Below are 14,145 nucleotides of genomic sequence, written 5' to 3' on the forward strand. Positions count from 1 at the left end.
TTGCGGATCGACATCAGGCCGGGCATCTCGTGCTCGGCCAGGGTGATCTCCTTACGGCCGAAAGCGGCCAGGGAAAGATCGGCGACCTTGAAGTCCTGTCGGTTGTCGACAGTCGTCATGGGGAGCTGCTCCTCGGAGTTGGGTCGAGAGGGTGGGTACGGCTGGTCTGCGCGGCGGCGGACACAGGGGTGCCCGAAGAGGGGCACGGGCATGCCCGCGTACGCGCAGCGCAGTCCGTCGGAGGCCCTCTCTCCCTCGGACGGTCCGCAGAGGGACCGCCCGACCGCCATCAGCAGCGACGTCTGGCTCCGTTCCAAGCTACACCGGAGTGGCGGGGCGGCCCCAGTCCATCTCCGATCAGATCGCGCCGATCACGGTCGGTGAGGGTGTTGAGGAGGTGGAACGGCGGCAGGGCCCGCCGGGTGGGCGGGCCCTGCCGGGGTGGTGCGGGTCAGTGCTCGGCCGGGTGCTGGGCGGGGCCGCCCGGGGTCGCCTCGGGGTCGGAGCCCTTGGCGGCCTCGGCCTCGCTGTAGATGTCGGGCTCGAGGTAGATGACGCGGGCGATGGGGACCGCGGTGCGGATGCGGGCCTCGGCGGCGTTGATGGCGGTCGCGACCTGGCCGGCCGTGTCGTCGTGCTGGACGGCGATCTTGGCGGCGACCAGGAGTTCCTCGGGGCCGAGGTGGAGGGTGCGCATGTGGATGACGCGGGTGACGGTGTCGCCGTCGACGACCGCAGCCTCGATCTTCCGGACGTCTTCGGCGCTGGCGGCCTCGCCGAGCAGGAGGGACTTGGTCTCGGCGGCCAGGACGAGCGCGATGAGGACGAGGAGGATACCGATGCAGAGCGTGCCGATGCCGTCCCAGACGCCGTCGTCGGTGAGGAGCGCCAGGCCGACGCCGCCGAGCGCGAGGACCAGGCCGACGAGGGCGCCGAGGTCCTCCAGGAGGACGACCGGGAGCTCGGGGGCCTTGGCGCGGCGGACGAACTCCTTCCAGGAGTGGTCGCCCCGCAGGGGGTTGGACTCCTTGATGGCGGTGCGGAAGGAGAAGCTCTCGGCGATGATCGCGAAGACGAGGACTCCGACGGGCCAGTACCAGTGCTCGATCTGGTGCGGGTGCTTGATCTTCTCGTAGCCCTCGTAGATGGCGAACATGCCGCCGACCGAGAAGAGGACGATGGAGACGAGGAAGGCGTAGATGTAGCGCTCACGGCCGTAGCCGAAGGGGTGTTGCGGGGTGGCCTCGCGCTGGGCCTTCTTGCCGCCGATGAGGAGCAGGGCCTGGTTGCCGGAGTCGGCGAGCGAGTGCACGCCTTCGGCGAGCATCGACGACGAGCCGCTGAACGCGAACGCCACGAACTTCGATACCGCGATCGCGAGGTTGGCCCCGAGTGCCGCCACGATCGCCTTGGTGCCGCCTGACGCGCTCATGTTTTCGCGTTGTCCCTTCGCCTTCGTGCGTACGCCGTGCAGGGCGGGGCCTTGTTCGGCTTTGCCCGTCCTTTGCCGGGGGGCCATTCTTGCAGCCCTGATCGGCAGCGGTGCGTCAGGCCGTCACGACAGGAGTCATACGACGACCGTGGCCCGGAAGACCGTACCCGCCCCGGTCACTTCGGCCTTGTGCCCCGCCGGGACGAAGACAGACGTGCCGGGCGTCAGCGCGTGCTCGCCCGCCGACACGGTGCCCGCGGTGCAGAGGAGGATCTGCGGGGTGGGGAGGGTGAGGTCGTGGGCGGGGGCGCCCGGCGAGAGGACGTAGCGTGACAGGCGGAACTCGTCGATGGGGGTGTCGTAGACCTCTTCGCCGTCCGGGGCGGCTTCGGGGCGCAGGACGCCGGGGTCCGCGGGTTCGAAGCGGACGATGCGCAGGAGCTCGGGGACGTCGACATGCTTGGGGGTGAGGCCGCAGCGCAGGACGTTGTCGGAGTTGGCCATGATCTCGACGCCGAGGCCGTCGAGGTAGGCGTGCGGGATGCCGGCGCCGAGGAACAGGGCCTCGCCGGGCTGGAGTCTGACGTGGTTCAGCAGCATCGCGGCGATGACGCCGGGGTCACCGGGGTAGTGGTGGGCGATGCCGGCGTAGGGGGCGTAGTCGCCGCCGAGGCGGTCACAGGCGGCCGCTGCCCGGGCGACGGTGTGGGCCATCTCCTCGCGGTCGGCGGTGAGGATCGCGGTGAGGACCTCGCGCAGGGCGGCTTCCTCCGGCTGGGCGTGCAGGAGGTCGACGTAGGGCTTGAGGGAGTCGACGCCTAGGCCGTCCAGGAGGTCCGCCGCGTGCGAGGGGGCGCGGAAGCCGCACAGGCCGTCGAACTCGGTGAGGGCGCAGATGAGTTCGGGCTTGTGGTTGGCGTCCTTGTAGTTGCGGTGCGGTGCGTCGACGGGGATGCCGCGGCGTTCCTCGTCCTCGTATCCCTCCTTGGCCTGCTCCAGGTCGGGGTGGACCTGGAGGGAGAGGGGGGCGCCGGCGGCGAGGATCTTGAGGAGGAAGGGGAGGCGGGGGCCGAACTTGGTGACCGTCGCCGCGCCGAGTTCTTGTTGCGGGTCGGTTCCGATGATCTCGACGAGGGTGCCTCGGTCGGTGCGTGAGGGCGCGCCCGGGTGGGCGCCCATCCACATCTCGGCCTGCGGTTCGCCGGTCGGCTCGGTGCCGAGCAGGTGCGGGATCGCGGTGGGGGAACCCCAGGCGTAGGGGCGGATGGTGTTCTCGAGGCGGTCCATGCGGTTCTCTCTGCCTGCCGGTCTGGCGGTCTGCTGCCGTCCGTCGCTTGTCGCCGGCCGTCTGTCGTTTGCCGTCTGTCGTTTGCCGTCTACCGTCTGGTGTTTCTCGGGTGACGGGCGGGGCGGGTCAGGCTCCTGAGCCGAGTGCCAGGTAGACGGCGGCGAAATCCGTGGTGGCGATCAGTTCGGCGAGGGTGACGAGTTCGTCGCCCGCGTCGGGCTCGAGTTCGCTGATCGGGGTGTCGTGGCTGAGGGCCAGTTCGCGGGCGGTCGGGGCTGCGGTCAGGCCGCCGATCGGGCGGTCGCGCAGCAGTACCACGCGCGCGTGCAGCGCGGGCGCTTCCTCGATGCGGTCGCGGAAGAAGTCGTCCGGGTCGGCGCCGGCGGCGAGGGAGCCTGCCAGGAGCGCGTTGTGCTCGGCGAGGGCCTCGGGGAGTTCGGCCACCAGGGCGGGGCGGCCCGCGAGTTCGGCGAGGGCGGCGGCGAACCGGCGGCCCGCGGGACCGGCCGAGGTGCCCTCGGTCCAGATCACCGGGAGGGCGTCGGCGAGTTCGGCGGCCAGGGTCTTCGCCGGGTTGCTGTACGTCGCGACGGCGGGACCGCAGCGTTCGGCGACCTGGTCGAGCCGGTCGGCTACCCGTTCGAGCTCCTCGGGCGGGGCGGAGAGCAGGCCGACGCGGTCGAGGAGAGCGAGGAGGGGGGTGAGGAGGGCCCAGAGAACGCCGGGGGCGGAGGCGGCGACCGGAGGCTGTTCGTCCTGTTCGTACGGTGCGGTCGCGAGCGGTACGAAGAGTCCGTGGACGGCGCCGGCCGTTTCGGTGAGCGGGGAGTCGGCGGGGGCCACGGCGGCGACCGTGCAGCCGCGGCGGTAGGCCTGTTCGGCGAGGAGGGAGAGGCCGGGTTCGCTGCCGTCGGGGGTGGCGATGAGGAGGAGGTCCACGGAGCCGGCCCAGCCGGGGAGTTCCCAGCGCAGGGCGCCTGCGGCGGGGGCGACTCCGGAGGGGGTCAGGCGGATGACGGGGCAGGCGGCGCCGGCGAGCGTGCCGAGGAGGTCGGCGACGCAGGTGGCGGCGGCGCCGGGGCCCGCGATGAGGATCGCGCGGGGGCGGCCGTCCGGTTGGAGTTCGTGGAGGCCGGCCTCGGTCGCGAGCCGGGCGGCGGTGCGGACGCGGGCGCCGGCTTCGGCCGCGCCGCGCAGGAGGGCCCGGTGATCGGCCTCGGCCAGGGCCTCCGGCGTGTCGAGCAGCGAGTCGTCGAGCATGTCGGCAGTCTCCGATCGCCTGGGGCGTCGTCGGTTTACGGGGCCGGGGGTGAGCTGTGGCGAGGGGCGCCCGGGAGGGGCGGTGCGTGGCGCCGTGCGCGGCCGGGCGCCGGGGGCCTTCGGGCCTGGGACGGCAGTGGGCCGGGCGGCGGCGCGGGGTGCGGTCGCGCGGCGCGCTGTTACGCGGGGCGGCGGGCCTCGTCGACGAGGAGGACGGGGATGCCGTCGCGGACGGGGTATGCCAGGCCGCAGTCCTGGCCCGTGCAGATCAGCTCCGTGTCCTGCTCCTCGAGGGGCGAGTGGCAGGCGGGGCAGGCGAGGATCTCCAGGAGGCCGGCTTCGAGCGGCATGGGGTGTCCCTTCGGGGTGTGCGGATGTGCCTGGTCAGGGTACCGCTGGTCGGGTTGGGGCGTGGGGGTTGTACGGGACTGGGTGGGGTGGGAGGCGGCGCGTGAGAGGTGGGGCTGGTGGTCGGTGCATCGGAGTGGGCGCCGGGGTGGACGTCGGAGCGGGCGCCGGAGTGGGCGCCGGGGTTCGCACCCAGCGCCCTTGCCCGTTCCCGCGTCCAGGGGCCTCGCCCCTACGACCCCCTGGAGGCTTCGCCCCTCAGCCTCGGATGATGGCCAGTGCCTCGTCGCGGATCTTGGCCATCGTCGGTTCGTCGCGGGCTTCCGCGTTGAGGCGGAGGAGGGGCTCCGTGTTGGAGGGGCGAACGTTGAACCACCAGTCGGTGGAGGTGACGGTCAGACCGTCGAGGTCGTCCAGGGTGACGTCCGCACGGTCGCCGTAGGCCGCCTTGATCGCGGCGATGCGGTCGGCCTGGTCGGCGACCGTGGAGTTGATCTCGCCGGAGCCGGGGTAGCGGTCGTACTCCGCGACCAGGGAGGAGAGCGGGCCGTCCTGGCCGCCGAGGGACGCGAGGACGTGGAGGGCGGCCAGCATGCCCGTGTCGGCGTACCAGAAGTCCTTGAAGTAGTAGTGCGCCGAGTGCTCGCCACCGAAGATCGCGCCGGAGCGGGCCATCTCGGTCTTGATGAAGGAGTGGCCGACTCGGGTGCGGACGGTGGTGCCGCCGTTCTCCTTCACCACCTCCGGGACGGTCCAGGAGGTGATCAGGTTGTGGATGATCGTGCCCTTGCCGCCGTTGCGCGCGAGTTCGCGGACGGCCACCAGGGCCGTGATCGCGGACGGGGGGACCGGCTCGCCCCGCTCGTCGACGACGAAGCAGCGGTCGGCGTCGCCGTCGAAGGCGAGGCCGAGGTCGGCGGACTCCTCGCGGACGCGCTTCTGGAGGTCCACGAGGTTCGCCGGGTCCAGGGGGTTGGCCTCGTGGTTGGGGAAGGTGCCGTCCAGCTCGAAGTACATCGGGACGAGCGTCACGGGCAGGCCGTCGAAGACCGTGGGGACGGTGTGGCCGCCCATGCCGTTGCCGGCGTCGACCACGACCTTCAGGGGGCGGATGGAGGTCAGGTCGACGAGTGCGCGGAGGTGCGCCGCGTAGTCCTTCAACGTGTCGGCGGTGGTGATGGTTCCCGGGGCCGGGGCGGGGGCGGGGGCGCCCGAGTCCGTCCAGCGTTCCACCAGTTCACGGATCTCGGTCAGGCCCGTGTCCTGGCCGACCGGGGCGGCTCCCGCGCGGCACAGCTTGATGCCGTTGTACTGGGCCGGATTGTGCGAGGCCGTGAACATGGCGCCGGGCAGGTCGAGCGCGCCCGAGGCGTAGTACAGCTGGTCCGTCGAGCAGAGGCCGATCTCGGTGACGTGTACGCCGAGTGCCGCCGCCCCGCGCGCGAAGGCGTGGGTCAGGGCGGGCGAGGAGGGGCGCATGTCGTGGCCGACGACGATCGCCTCGGCGTCGGTCACCCGGGCGAAGGCCGCGCCGAACAGTTCGGCCAGCGACTCGTCCCACTGGTCCGGGACCACCCCGCGTACGTCGTACGCCTTCACGATCTGTGACAGATCAGCAGCCACGGCCAGCCTTCCTGGAGTCTGTAGGTCACCACAAACTACCCGGGCCGGTTCACCGGCCGCGGTGGGGCCTCCGAGTGGACCCACAGACGTAACCGTGCCGCCATTCTGCGCGTCGTCCGAGGTGGGGCCGCCGCTACGGCGCATCGAGTGCGGCACGGGCGAGCTCTGGCCGACCACGATCAGGCACATCACCGGGAGCAGTCCTGGGCTCCACGTGGCGGCCTGTCCGGAGAGGTGCATGACGTGGGTGAGGGCCAGGACGGCGGTCATGGTGAGGATCGCGTGCCTCAACTCGGCCATGCTCGCGTTCCGTTACCTGTGCGCCACGCGCGCGTGGACGCAGTCGAGTACGGCCGCGGTGCCGGTCCGGGCCGACAGGGCGAGGGTGCCACGCGTCCAACTCCTCGCTGCGGGTGCCCGTAGGCACGGACGCGCGTATCGCTTCGGGGACGGTCACGCGCGCGTGCGGTGCGGCGGCCGGGCCGCGGCGCCCGCCGACGCGGCGCCGATGTCGGCGAGTTGCGCGGAGGCGGGATGGACGGCGGCGAACTGGGCGGCGCCGCAGAGCGCCTGTCCCGCGGGCATGCCTGCGCGAGGCAGGCGACGAGGGCGACAGGCCGAGCGGGCAGTCATGCGGAAAGCGGTTTCCGGGCTGCGTCGGCCGGACCGTAAAGGTGGAGAGGGAAGGCCGGCTCAGTTGTCCGGGGAGCGCAGCACCCGCAGGTGACCGCGGCGCGCGACCTCCATCGGGTCGATCGCACGTCCGCCGCCGGCTCCGGCCACGCGTCCCTGCGGGCGGGCCGCTTCGCGGACCGCGTTGGCAAGCGCTTCCAGGTCGTCACCACTGGGTCGCGCGGGAGCCGAACCGTCGAGGAGCCGGACGACCTCCCAGCCGCGCGGGGCGGTGAGGCGCTCGGAATGCTCGGCGCACAGGTCGTAGCAGTGGGGTTCGGCGTAGGTGGCGAGCGGGCCGAGAACCGCGGTCGAGTCGGCGTAGACGTACGTCAGCGTCGCGACGGCGGGTCGGCCGCAGGCAGTTCGCGAACAGCGACGTACAGGGCTCACGACGTTGGACGGTACCGCACTCTTGAGCGGGCCGCGACGACTCTCCACCAGGTCACTCCACCGTGTCGTGTTGTGAAACGCCCCACGCGCTTCTCCAGTCATACCCCGCTGACCTGCGCGAACACCAGTCCTTGAACGGAGGAAGGCATCGACTCACGGTCACCACTCGACACAAACAGCATCAATTGCGATGAGTTCGCCGGTCTCGGAGAGGTACGGAATCGAGCCCAATCTTGGCTGGAATGATCATCCCGCGACATGCGGGGCACGGCGGCCGGTGGCGGTCGGGTTGCCGTGTGGGGCCGGGCGCCGGGTCACGGCGGGGACTACGCTTCAGTAGTGATGGACAGCCCCGTACCGCCCCCCGCCGCAGGCCCCGGACCCCGTCGTCGCGACCGCCACGGCCGGGGCATGAGGGGGCCGATCGCGCCGCCCCAGGTCCCGTTGGCCGCCAGCCGCGCCGATGTGTTCGCGGATCTCGTGCAGGACTCCGTGGAGCGGCTGGAGCGGCGGTGGCCGCAGCTCGCCGACATCGACTTCATGGTGCTGGAGGTGCCGCGTCTGGACGCGGCCCCGGAGCCGTGGAACGACGAGGCGGTCCCGCTGGGCGGGACGATTCCCGCGAGCGAGGAACGGCGGGCGCGGGTCGTCGTCTACCGGCGGCCGGTCGAGATCCGCACCAAGGGGCGCGACGAGCGGGCCGCGTTGGTGCACGAGGTGGTCGTGGAGCAGGTCGCGGAGCTGCTGGGGCTGACTCCGGAGACGGTGGATCCGCGCTACGGCGAGGACTGAGCCCCCGCTTCCCCGCGCCCCCTGCTCCTCGACCCTGCTCCTCTTCCGGGTACCTCGACAGCCCTTTCGGGTTACTTCTGCAACACCGCGACGTCCTCGTCGGCCTCCGGGACGGCCACCGTGCCCCGGTCGTCCGGCAGGGTCTGGATCGTGAAGCCCGGGACGCCCTTCTGCGTGGCCGACAGGGTGCGGGAGGCGTAGACCGGGGTGTCCGTGAGGGGTTCCACGGTCAGCGCGTAGGTCCCCTTCAGGCCGGTGGGGACGGGGAGTTCGACGTCCTGGGTGGTGCCGGCCTTGACCGTGTACGTCTTGGACACGGCCGTGCCGCCGCCGCTGCCGGCGGACGCGGTGACCTTGACCTTGGCGGTGCCCTTGGGGGCGGTCAGGGAGAGGGTGGAGCCCTTGGCGCTGTTGCCGGCGGCGGACGCGCGCGTGCCGACCGGGGCGGTGGCGGTGATGAACGCCGACTCCTGTTGGGTGCCCTTGCCGCGCAGCACACGTGCGGCCGCGACGACGGGCGCCGACTGGCCCGTCGGGGTCAGGATCAGCGAGCCCGCCTCCCCGCGCGTGACGTCACCCAGGTCGACCGAGGCCGTCATGCCCGCCTTGACGTGCAGCGTCTCGTGTCCGGCGGGGGTGATCAGGCCCGAGGCGGAGGCGAGTTGGACTTTCAGGTCCGCGTCCGTGTCACCCGGGGCGTGGGCGATGAGCCGGACGGCCGTGGCGTCCTTGGGGATGCCCGGGATGACCTGGGTGCCCGCCGGGTCGGTGGAGGCGGCCAGCCAGTCCCCGCCGAGCTTCTCGTCCAGGGCCTGTACGGCGGCTCCCACGCGGCCGCTGCGGACGTTGACGTGGACGGTGAGGTCCTCCTGCTTCTCGCCGGTGAGCGTGGACAGCAGGATCGGCTCGCTGGAGTGCGCCGGGATCGTGATGCCCTCCCCCACCGTGGTCGAGAGGGCGCCGTCCTTGCCGTAGAGCTCGATGTCGGCGACGGCGGCGGAGTCGTCCGGGTTGGTGAGGTGGACGTAGTCCGTGCGGTCGGCGAGGGTGCTGACGCCCGGGAACCAGAACTCCGTGTCCGGTGCGGTGCAGGTGACGCCCTGGAGGCCGCGGCCGCTGCCGGCGGCGATCTCGGTGGTCTCCTGGACGGTCCAGCCGGGCGCGAACTTCCCCTCGGCAGTGCCCAGCAGCGCGGGCGCCTCGCCGCCGGAGCTGTCGCCGACGGCCGGGGTGCCGGGCGCCTTGGGCGTGATGGCGGGCTTCGTCGCCTTCTTCTTGCTGCTCTCCTTGTCGCTCTCCTTGTCGCTCTCCTTGTCGCTCTCCTTGTCGCTCGGTGCGGCCGCCGACTCGGCGGTGGCTGCCACGAGTTCGGCCGTGCCGTCGCCGTCCGTGCCCTTGGTGACGGGCGTGAAGGACGTGTACGAGGTGTCGGCGAGGTCGGAGGTGCTGGGCGAGGGGCAGAGCAGGCTCGTGCGCTCCACGGGCAGTTCGGCGGCCGCCTTGGCGGTGTCCGGGCCGGCCGCGTCCGGCTGGTTGAGCGTGGCGAACCCGGTGACCGCGGCGAGCGCGGCCGTGCCGGCGATCAGGGACAGGGTGGTGCGGTTCACTGCTGGCTCCCGTCGGGGCGCTCGCTGTTGGTGCCGTGGGGGTGCCGGTCCGGGTCGTAGGCGGGGTCGTAGCCGCCCTGGTCGTAGGCCGACGGGTCGTAGCCCTGCTGCTGCTGGTACGTCTGGTCGTACGGCGTCTGCTGGGCCTGGCCGTCGTAGGTGTACGGGTCGTACTGGCCGGCCTGGTAGGGGTCGTAGGCCTGCTGGTCGTAGCCGCCCTGCGGGTACTGCTGGGCGCCCTGGTACTGCTCGCCCCCGTAACCGCCGTACTCGGCGCCCGCGTGGCCCGCCCGGTCACCGCCCCAGTCCCCGCCCTGCCCGTCCGGGGGGACTCCCATGTCGTACGACTGCTGCTGAGGGACCGCGCCAGAGGTCTCCGCCTGCGGAGGAGACGGGAACTCCTCGTACTGGCCGGGCTCTTCGGACTCGGACTCGGCCTCGGCCTCGGCCTCGGCCTGGGCGCGCAGGCGGCGGGCGCGACGGCCCTCGCCGTCGGCCGCCTGGGCCGGGATCGGCTCCTCCTCGGGAAGGTCGTCGTCGACGTCGCGGCGGCGGCCGGGAAGGGCGAGGACGACGAGGACCAGGGCGAGGAAGCCCTGCGCCCACAGCCACGCGGTGTGGGTGAAGGGGTCGTCGTAGGTGACGTCCAGCTTCCCGCCGGAGGCGGGGAGTTCGAAGCCCTGGGCCCAGCCGTCGACGGTGGTGGGGGTGAGGGGCTTGCCGTCGAGGGTGGCCGTCCAGCCCTCGGCCGCGGTGTCGGCCAGGCGCAGGACGCGGCTGCCGGAGCCGTCGGGGAGGGTGGTGTGGATGTCTACGGGGCCCGCGGCGACCGGAGTCGCCGTGCCCTTGCCGGAGTCGGCGACGACGGCCGCGCGGGAGACTTCCTGGTCGACCCGCCACAGGCCGCTGCCGTCCTGCTGGCTGAGCCGCTTCAGGCCGGGTGTGGCGTCCAGGACGCGGGTCACCTCGCGGGGCGCGCCCTTGTGGACGAGGACGTAGCCCACGGCGAACTTGCTCAGCTGGTCGGCCTGGTCGGCGCCGGAGCCGGCGACGAGATTGGCGACGACCTTGTCGAGCTGCTTGTTCTCGCCGTCGGCCGCGGCGAGTTCGGCGTCGCCGAGGCGGGCGCCGGAGCCGCGGACCAGCATGTAGGCGACGTGGGCGGCGGAGTGGCTGTCGAGGACGAGGGTGCGGGCCTGGTCGCGGTTGCCGGCCTCCTCGGCGACGAACGCGGGCACCTGTACGGGGTCGCGGCGCTCCAGGGGGCCGTCGGCGCCGCCGATCATCCAGCCGGCGGCGAGAAGCAGCGGGCCGGCGGCCGAGGCGAAGGCGATGAGGGCGGCCACCGGCTGGCGCCAGCCGAAGCTCTGCTCGGCGACACGCGTGCGTGCCCCGTCGGCGCCGATGACGGCGGCGGCGAGGAGGGCGATGCCGTAGACGAGGGTGGCGGGGCCGGCCCAGGTGGAGCTGTTGGACAGGACCGCGAAGACGAGGCCCACGAGGGCGACCGCCCAGGACGCCCAGACGCCGAAGTGGCGCTCGGAGCGCAGCAGCGCGGCCAGCGCGGCCAGCACGATGCCGATGAGCATGAGGCCGTCGACGGTGCCGGGGCCGCCGGGACTGGCGCCGAGCAGGTCGAGCGCGGTGGCGGTCGACGGGCCGTGGTCGAGGCCGGCCTGGGTGAAGAAGCCGAACGGCAGCAGGGACAGCGACCAGGGCGCGAGGATCAGCAGGGACGTGCCCAGCTGGACCAGGAAGCGCAGGCCGTAGGCGGTGATCTCGCGACGGCGCACGGCCAGCACCGCGAGACCGAGGACGAGCGCGATGGGCCAGACGATCGGCGTGAACGCGGTGGCGATCGTCAGCAGCAGCGCGTAGGCCCAGGTGGCGCGCCAGCTGCCGCGGGCGCCGGACGCGTGCGTGAGGCCGCTCGCGGCGACGCCCGCGCGGGCGATGAGCGGCAGCAGGACGGCCAGCACGGCGGTGCCGACCCGGCCGCCGGCGAGAGCGCCGGTGGCGGCGGGCAGGAAGGCGTAGACGACGGCCGCCCAGGCGCGCAGGAGGCGCGACTCGACGAGCGGGCGGGAGGCGAAGTAGGCGGTGAGGCCGGCCAGCGGCACCGAGCAGACGAGCAGCAGGGTGAGCGCGAGCCCGGTCGAGCCGAACAGCAGGGTGGCCAGCGCCGCGATGATCGCGAGATAGGGCGGGGCCGACGGGGTGCCGCCCGCGCCGATCGGATGCCAGGCGTCGAGGTAGCGCGACCACAGCTCGGAGGCGTCGGCCGGGGCGGGCAGCAGGGCGCCGCCCGCGAGCGCGCCGCCGCCGAGGAGGTTGCGGCAGGCGACCAGGGAGACGAGCAGCAGGACCAGGAAGAGCACCGGGCCGGGCTTGCGGGCGACGCGCTTGAGGCGGGCGAACTGCTCGATCTCCAGGAAGTCGGCGTCGTCGCCGCCGGGTCCGGACTCGACGGCGCCGCCGTGCCGGCCCGCGCCGGAGGTGGCCTCGGGGTCGGAGGAGCCGAAGAAGTCGCCGGCGACCTGTTCGACGGTGGCCCGCACGGTCGCGCCGGGTGGCGGGAACAGGGGGCGCAGTTCCTCCTTGTCGACCGTCGGCTTCCCGCGCCTGCGCCGCCCGGCGATGATCCGCTCGGGCCGCAGCAGGGTGCCCAGCAGGCCGCGGATCTCGTCGAGGGCCTGTCCGGGGACCTTGCCGACGAGGTAGGCGACGGTCCGCAGCAGTGTGCCGAGGACGAGGCGCACCAGGATCCAGGGCAGCAGGGCGGTGCGGCTGTTGACGAGGAGGGTGTAGACGGCGCCGGCCTTGTCGACCTTGTGCGGGGAGGCGCTGGTGCGGCCCGCGCAGTCGACGGTGCGGCGCTCGCGGGAGGCGGCCTCGGCGTGCCGTACGACGGCCTCGGGGGCGATGAGGACGCGGTGGCCGGCGGCCTGCGCGCGCCAGCACAGGTCGACGTCGTCGCGCATCAGGGGCAGGCGGCGGTCGAAGCCGCCGAGCTGTTCGAAGACGTCGCGGCGGATCAGCATGCCCGCGGTGGAGACGGACAGCACGGAGCGGACGTGGTCGTGCTGGCCCTGGTCCTGTTCGCGGCGGTCCAGGCCGGTCCAGCGGCGGCCGGAGTGGGCGATGGTGACGCCGACCTCGAGGAGCTGGCGGCGGTCGTACCAGCCGCGGAGCTTGGGGCCGACGACGGCCACGTCGTCCCGGCCCAGTTCGAGTTCGTTGTCGACCACGCGCAGCAGTTCGGCCAGGGCGTCCGGTTCCGGGGCGCAGTCGTCGTGCAGCAGCCACAGCCACTGGACGGGCTCTCCGTGCGGGAGCTCCGGCAGGTCGTAGGCGTCGTCGCGCCACGTGCGCGTGACGGGGTCCCAGCCGCTGGGGCGCTTCAGGTACGGCAGTTCCTCGGGAGTGAGGACCGGGGCCGTACGGTTGGCCTCCTCCACGGCCTGGCCGAACCCGGTGCGCCGGGCGAGGTGCAGGACGCGGTCGTCGCCGAGGGCCTCGGTGACCAGTCGCGCGGAGTCGTCCGAGCTGCCGGTGTCGGCGGCCATGACGGACTGGACGGGTCGCTCCTGGCCGAGCAGCCCGGCGAGCGCGTCGGGCAGCCAGCGGGCGCCGTCGTGGGCGACGATCACCGCGGTCACTACATGACGCGGGAACTCAGGTGTGGCAGCGCGGTCTTGCTGGGCTGCCGTGTGGCTGTGCACGGACATCGAGGTACGGGCCCCGGTTCGGTGGACTGCGGTGGACGCCTGCGCCGTGTGGGGCGGCCGGCTGTCTCGGACGAGCGCCCACACTATCGGCTGAACCGGAAGGGGCGGCGCGCAGCGCTTCGATGGGGGGCGGTGGTCGGGCGACGGGCGGGCGACGGCCCGCCGCCTGTGGACAACCCACGTGCGACGGGCCGTTCGGACCCTTGCCTCCGCGTACCGCGATGCCGCGACACCCTTGTGCTGTCGAGGCGGGCGGTTCTCAGACCGCCGCCTTCTTCAGCCGGCGGCGCTCCCGCTCGGACAGACCGCCCCAGATGCCGAAGCGCTCGTCGTTGGCGAGGGCGTACTCAAGGCATTCGGAGCGGACCTCACAGGCGAGGCAGACCTTCTTCGCCTCGCGGGTGGAGCCGCCCTTCTCGGGGAAGAAGGACTCGGGATCGGTCTGGGCGCACAGCGCGCGCTCCTGCCAGCCGAGTTCCTCGTCCGCGTCGTCGACGTCGACCAGCAGTTGCTGCACCAGCTCGGTCATGTGCGCCCCTCGCTCTGTCTTTCGCGTCCCCGTGACCTGGCCGTTACCGATTTCGGCTGAACGACACGAGTGAAATTACAAGTGTGCTGCTCCGGGCGAGTCAAGCCGAGATCTGCTATTGGGCCCCTTATTCACTCTGCGGAACCAAGGCCATGCGTTAAGTGTTCAAATCGCCATATACCTTGACACGCAGATGAAGCCCCGGAGGGCCACCGGCCCCGCGCAGCGCTTGTACGGGGAAGGACGCCCAATGGCGCGATCCCGTTGCGGCACGCGCGCGGAAGCGAAACTGATCACAGTCGGATCACAGGATCGCCACGAGGCTTGCGCGCCCGGGTTGTGCGCCATGTGTCCCGAAGGACGTGTGCACAAACCTTTCACCTCCGAGATGAGCCGGATGAGGTGAACCCTGTCCCACATACCGGGCGTCGAGTTGACAGTGAAGGTGTGAACCGCTGTCCTTATGGGCATGC

The 14,145-nt window shown here is 72.5% G+C and carries 12 protein-coding genes; 1 reads left to right on the forward strand and 11 read right to left on the reverse strand.

Annotated elements, in window-relative coordinates:
* From ACFWBD_RS37285 to ACFWBD_RS37320, 8 genes are all read right to left on the reverse strand, one after another.
* A partial coding sequence (locus ACFWBD_RS37285) for an adenosylhomocysteinase (RefSeq protein WP_385677307.1) occupies window positions 1–119 on the reverse strand: 119 nt, incomplete at its 3' end.
* Window positions 120–451: 332 nt separating this feature from the next.
* Complete coding sequence (locus tag ACFWBD_RS37290) at window positions 452–1,432, reverse strand: cation diffusion facilitator family transporter (RefSeq protein ID WP_385677231.1); 981 nt, start codon at window positions 1,430–1,432, stop codon at window positions 452–454.
* 135 nt (window positions 1,433–1,567) lie between these two features.
* Window positions 1,568–2,719, reverse strand: coding sequence for a mannose-6-phosphate isomerase, class I (manA, locus tag ACFWBD_RS37295; RefSeq protein ID WP_385677234.1), 1,152 nt, complete (start codon window positions 2,717–2,719; stop codon window positions 1,568–1,570).
* Window positions 2,720–2,846: 127 nt separating this feature from the next.
* A complete protein-coding gene (locus ACFWBD_RS37300) occupies window positions 2,847–3,980 on the reverse strand; it encodes an SIS domain-containing protein (RefSeq protein ID WP_385677237.1) in 1,134 nt (377 codons plus the stop codon).
* Between the two features lie 179 nt (window positions 3,981–4,159).
* Complete coding sequence (locus tag ACFWBD_RS37305; RefSeq protein WP_079073636.1) at window positions 4,160–4,330, reverse strand: Trm112 family protein; 171 nt, start codon at window positions 4,328–4,330, stop codon at window positions 4,160–4,162.
* Window positions 4,331–4,586: 256 nt separating this feature from the next.
* Window positions 4,587–5,951, reverse strand: a complete 1,365-nt coding sequence (locus ACFWBD_RS37310; protein WP_385677310.1) for a phosphomannomutase/phosphoglucomutase — start codon at window positions 5,949–5,951, stop codon at window positions 4,587–4,589.
* Window positions 5,952–6,404: 453 nt separating this feature from the next.
* Window positions 6,405–6,536 carry a hypothetical protein gene (locus tag ACFWBD_RS37315; protein ID WP_385677240.1) on the reverse strand — a complete coding sequence of 44 codons (132 nt, stop codon included), beginning with the start codon at window positions 6,534–6,536 and terminating at the stop codon, window positions 6,405–6,407.
* A gap of 108 nt (window positions 6,537–6,644) precedes the next feature.
* Window positions 6,645–7,064, reverse strand: a complete 420-nt coding sequence (locus ACFWBD_RS37320; protein WP_355704545.1) for a DUF3499 domain-containing protein — start codon at window positions 7,062–7,064, stop codon at window positions 6,645–6,647.
* Between the two features lie 294 nt (window positions 7,065–7,358).
* Here ACFWBD_RS37320 and ACFWBD_RS37325 point away from each other — a divergent pair, with 294 nt between their 5' ends.
* The gene (locus ACFWBD_RS37325; protein ID WP_385677313.1) at window positions 7,359–7,808 is read left to right on the forward strand and encodes a metallopeptidase family protein; all 450 of its coding nucleotides are present in this window, start codon (window positions 7,359–7,361) and stop codon (window positions 7,806–7,808) included.
* A 71-nt stretch (window positions 7,809–7,879) separates the two neighbouring features.
* On the opposite strand, the gene ACFWBD_RS37330 is transcribed toward ACFWBD_RS37325, so the two are convergent.
* The 3 genes from ACFWBD_RS37330 to ACFWBD_RS37340 form a co-directional block, all read right to left on the reverse strand.
* Window positions 7,880–9,415, reverse strand: coding sequence for a DUF5719 family protein (locus ACFWBD_RS37330; RefSeq protein WP_385677243.1), 1,536 nt, complete (start codon window positions 9,413–9,415; stop codon window positions 7,880–7,882).
* Window positions 9,412–13,143, reverse strand: a complete 3,732-nt coding sequence (locus ACFWBD_RS37335; protein ID WP_385677246.1) for a glycosyltransferase — start codon at window positions 13,141–13,143, stop codon at window positions 9,412–9,414. Before ACFWBD_RS37335 ends, ACFWBD_RS37330 begins: the two co-directional genes overlap by 4 nt.
* A gap of 259 nt (window positions 13,144–13,402) precedes the next feature.
* Window positions 13,403–13,672 (reverse strand): WhiB family transcriptional regulator, encoded by a 270-nt coding sequence (locus ACFWBD_RS37340; RefSeq protein WP_020128551.1) that lies wholly within the window; start codon window positions 13,670–13,672, stop codon window positions 13,403–13,405.
* Between the last annotated feature and the right edge of the window lie 473 nt (window positions 13,673–14,145).

It is taken from the genome of Streptomyces sp. NPDC060002 (assembly GCF_042737245.1).
Taxonomy (GTDB): Bacteria; Actinomycetota; Actinomycetes; order Streptomycetales; family Streptomycetaceae; genus Streptomyces.

Bases quoted from the DNA above. Each gene is read 5' to 3' on its own strand.
- ACFWBD_RS37290 (WP_385677231.1), bottom strand. From the start codon at position 1,432: ATGAGCGCGTCAGGCGGCACCAAGGCGATCGTGGCGGCACTCGGGGCC.
- manA (WP_385677234.1), bottom strand. From the start codon at position 2,719: ATGGACCGCCTCGAGAACACCATCCGCCCCTACGCCTGGGGTTCCCCC.
- ACFWBD_RS37300 (WP_385677237.1), bottom strand. From the start codon at position 3,980: ATGCTCGACGACTCGCTGCTCGACACGCCGGAGGCCCTGGCCGAGGCC.
- ACFWBD_RS37305 (WP_079073636.1), bottom strand. From the start codon at position 4,330: ATGCCGCTCGAAGCCGGCCTCCTGGAGATCCTCGCCTGCCCCGCCTGC.
- ACFWBD_RS37315 (WP_385677240.1), bottom strand. From the start codon at position 6,536: ATGCCCGCGGGACAGGCGCTCTGCGGCGCCGCCCAGTTCGCCGCCGTC.
- ACFWBD_RS37325 (WP_385677313.1), top strand. From the start codon at position 7,359: ATGGACAGCCCCGTACCGCCCCCCGCCGCAGGCCCCGGACCCCGTCGT.
- ACFWBD_RS37335 (WP_385677246.1), bottom strand. From the start codon at position 13,143: ATGTCCGTGCACAGCCACACGGCAGCCCAGCAAGACCGCGCTGCCACA.
- ACFWBD_RS37340 (WP_020128551.1), bottom strand. From the start codon at position 13,672: ATGACCGAGCTGGTGCAGCAACTGCTGGTCGACGTCGACGACGCGGAC.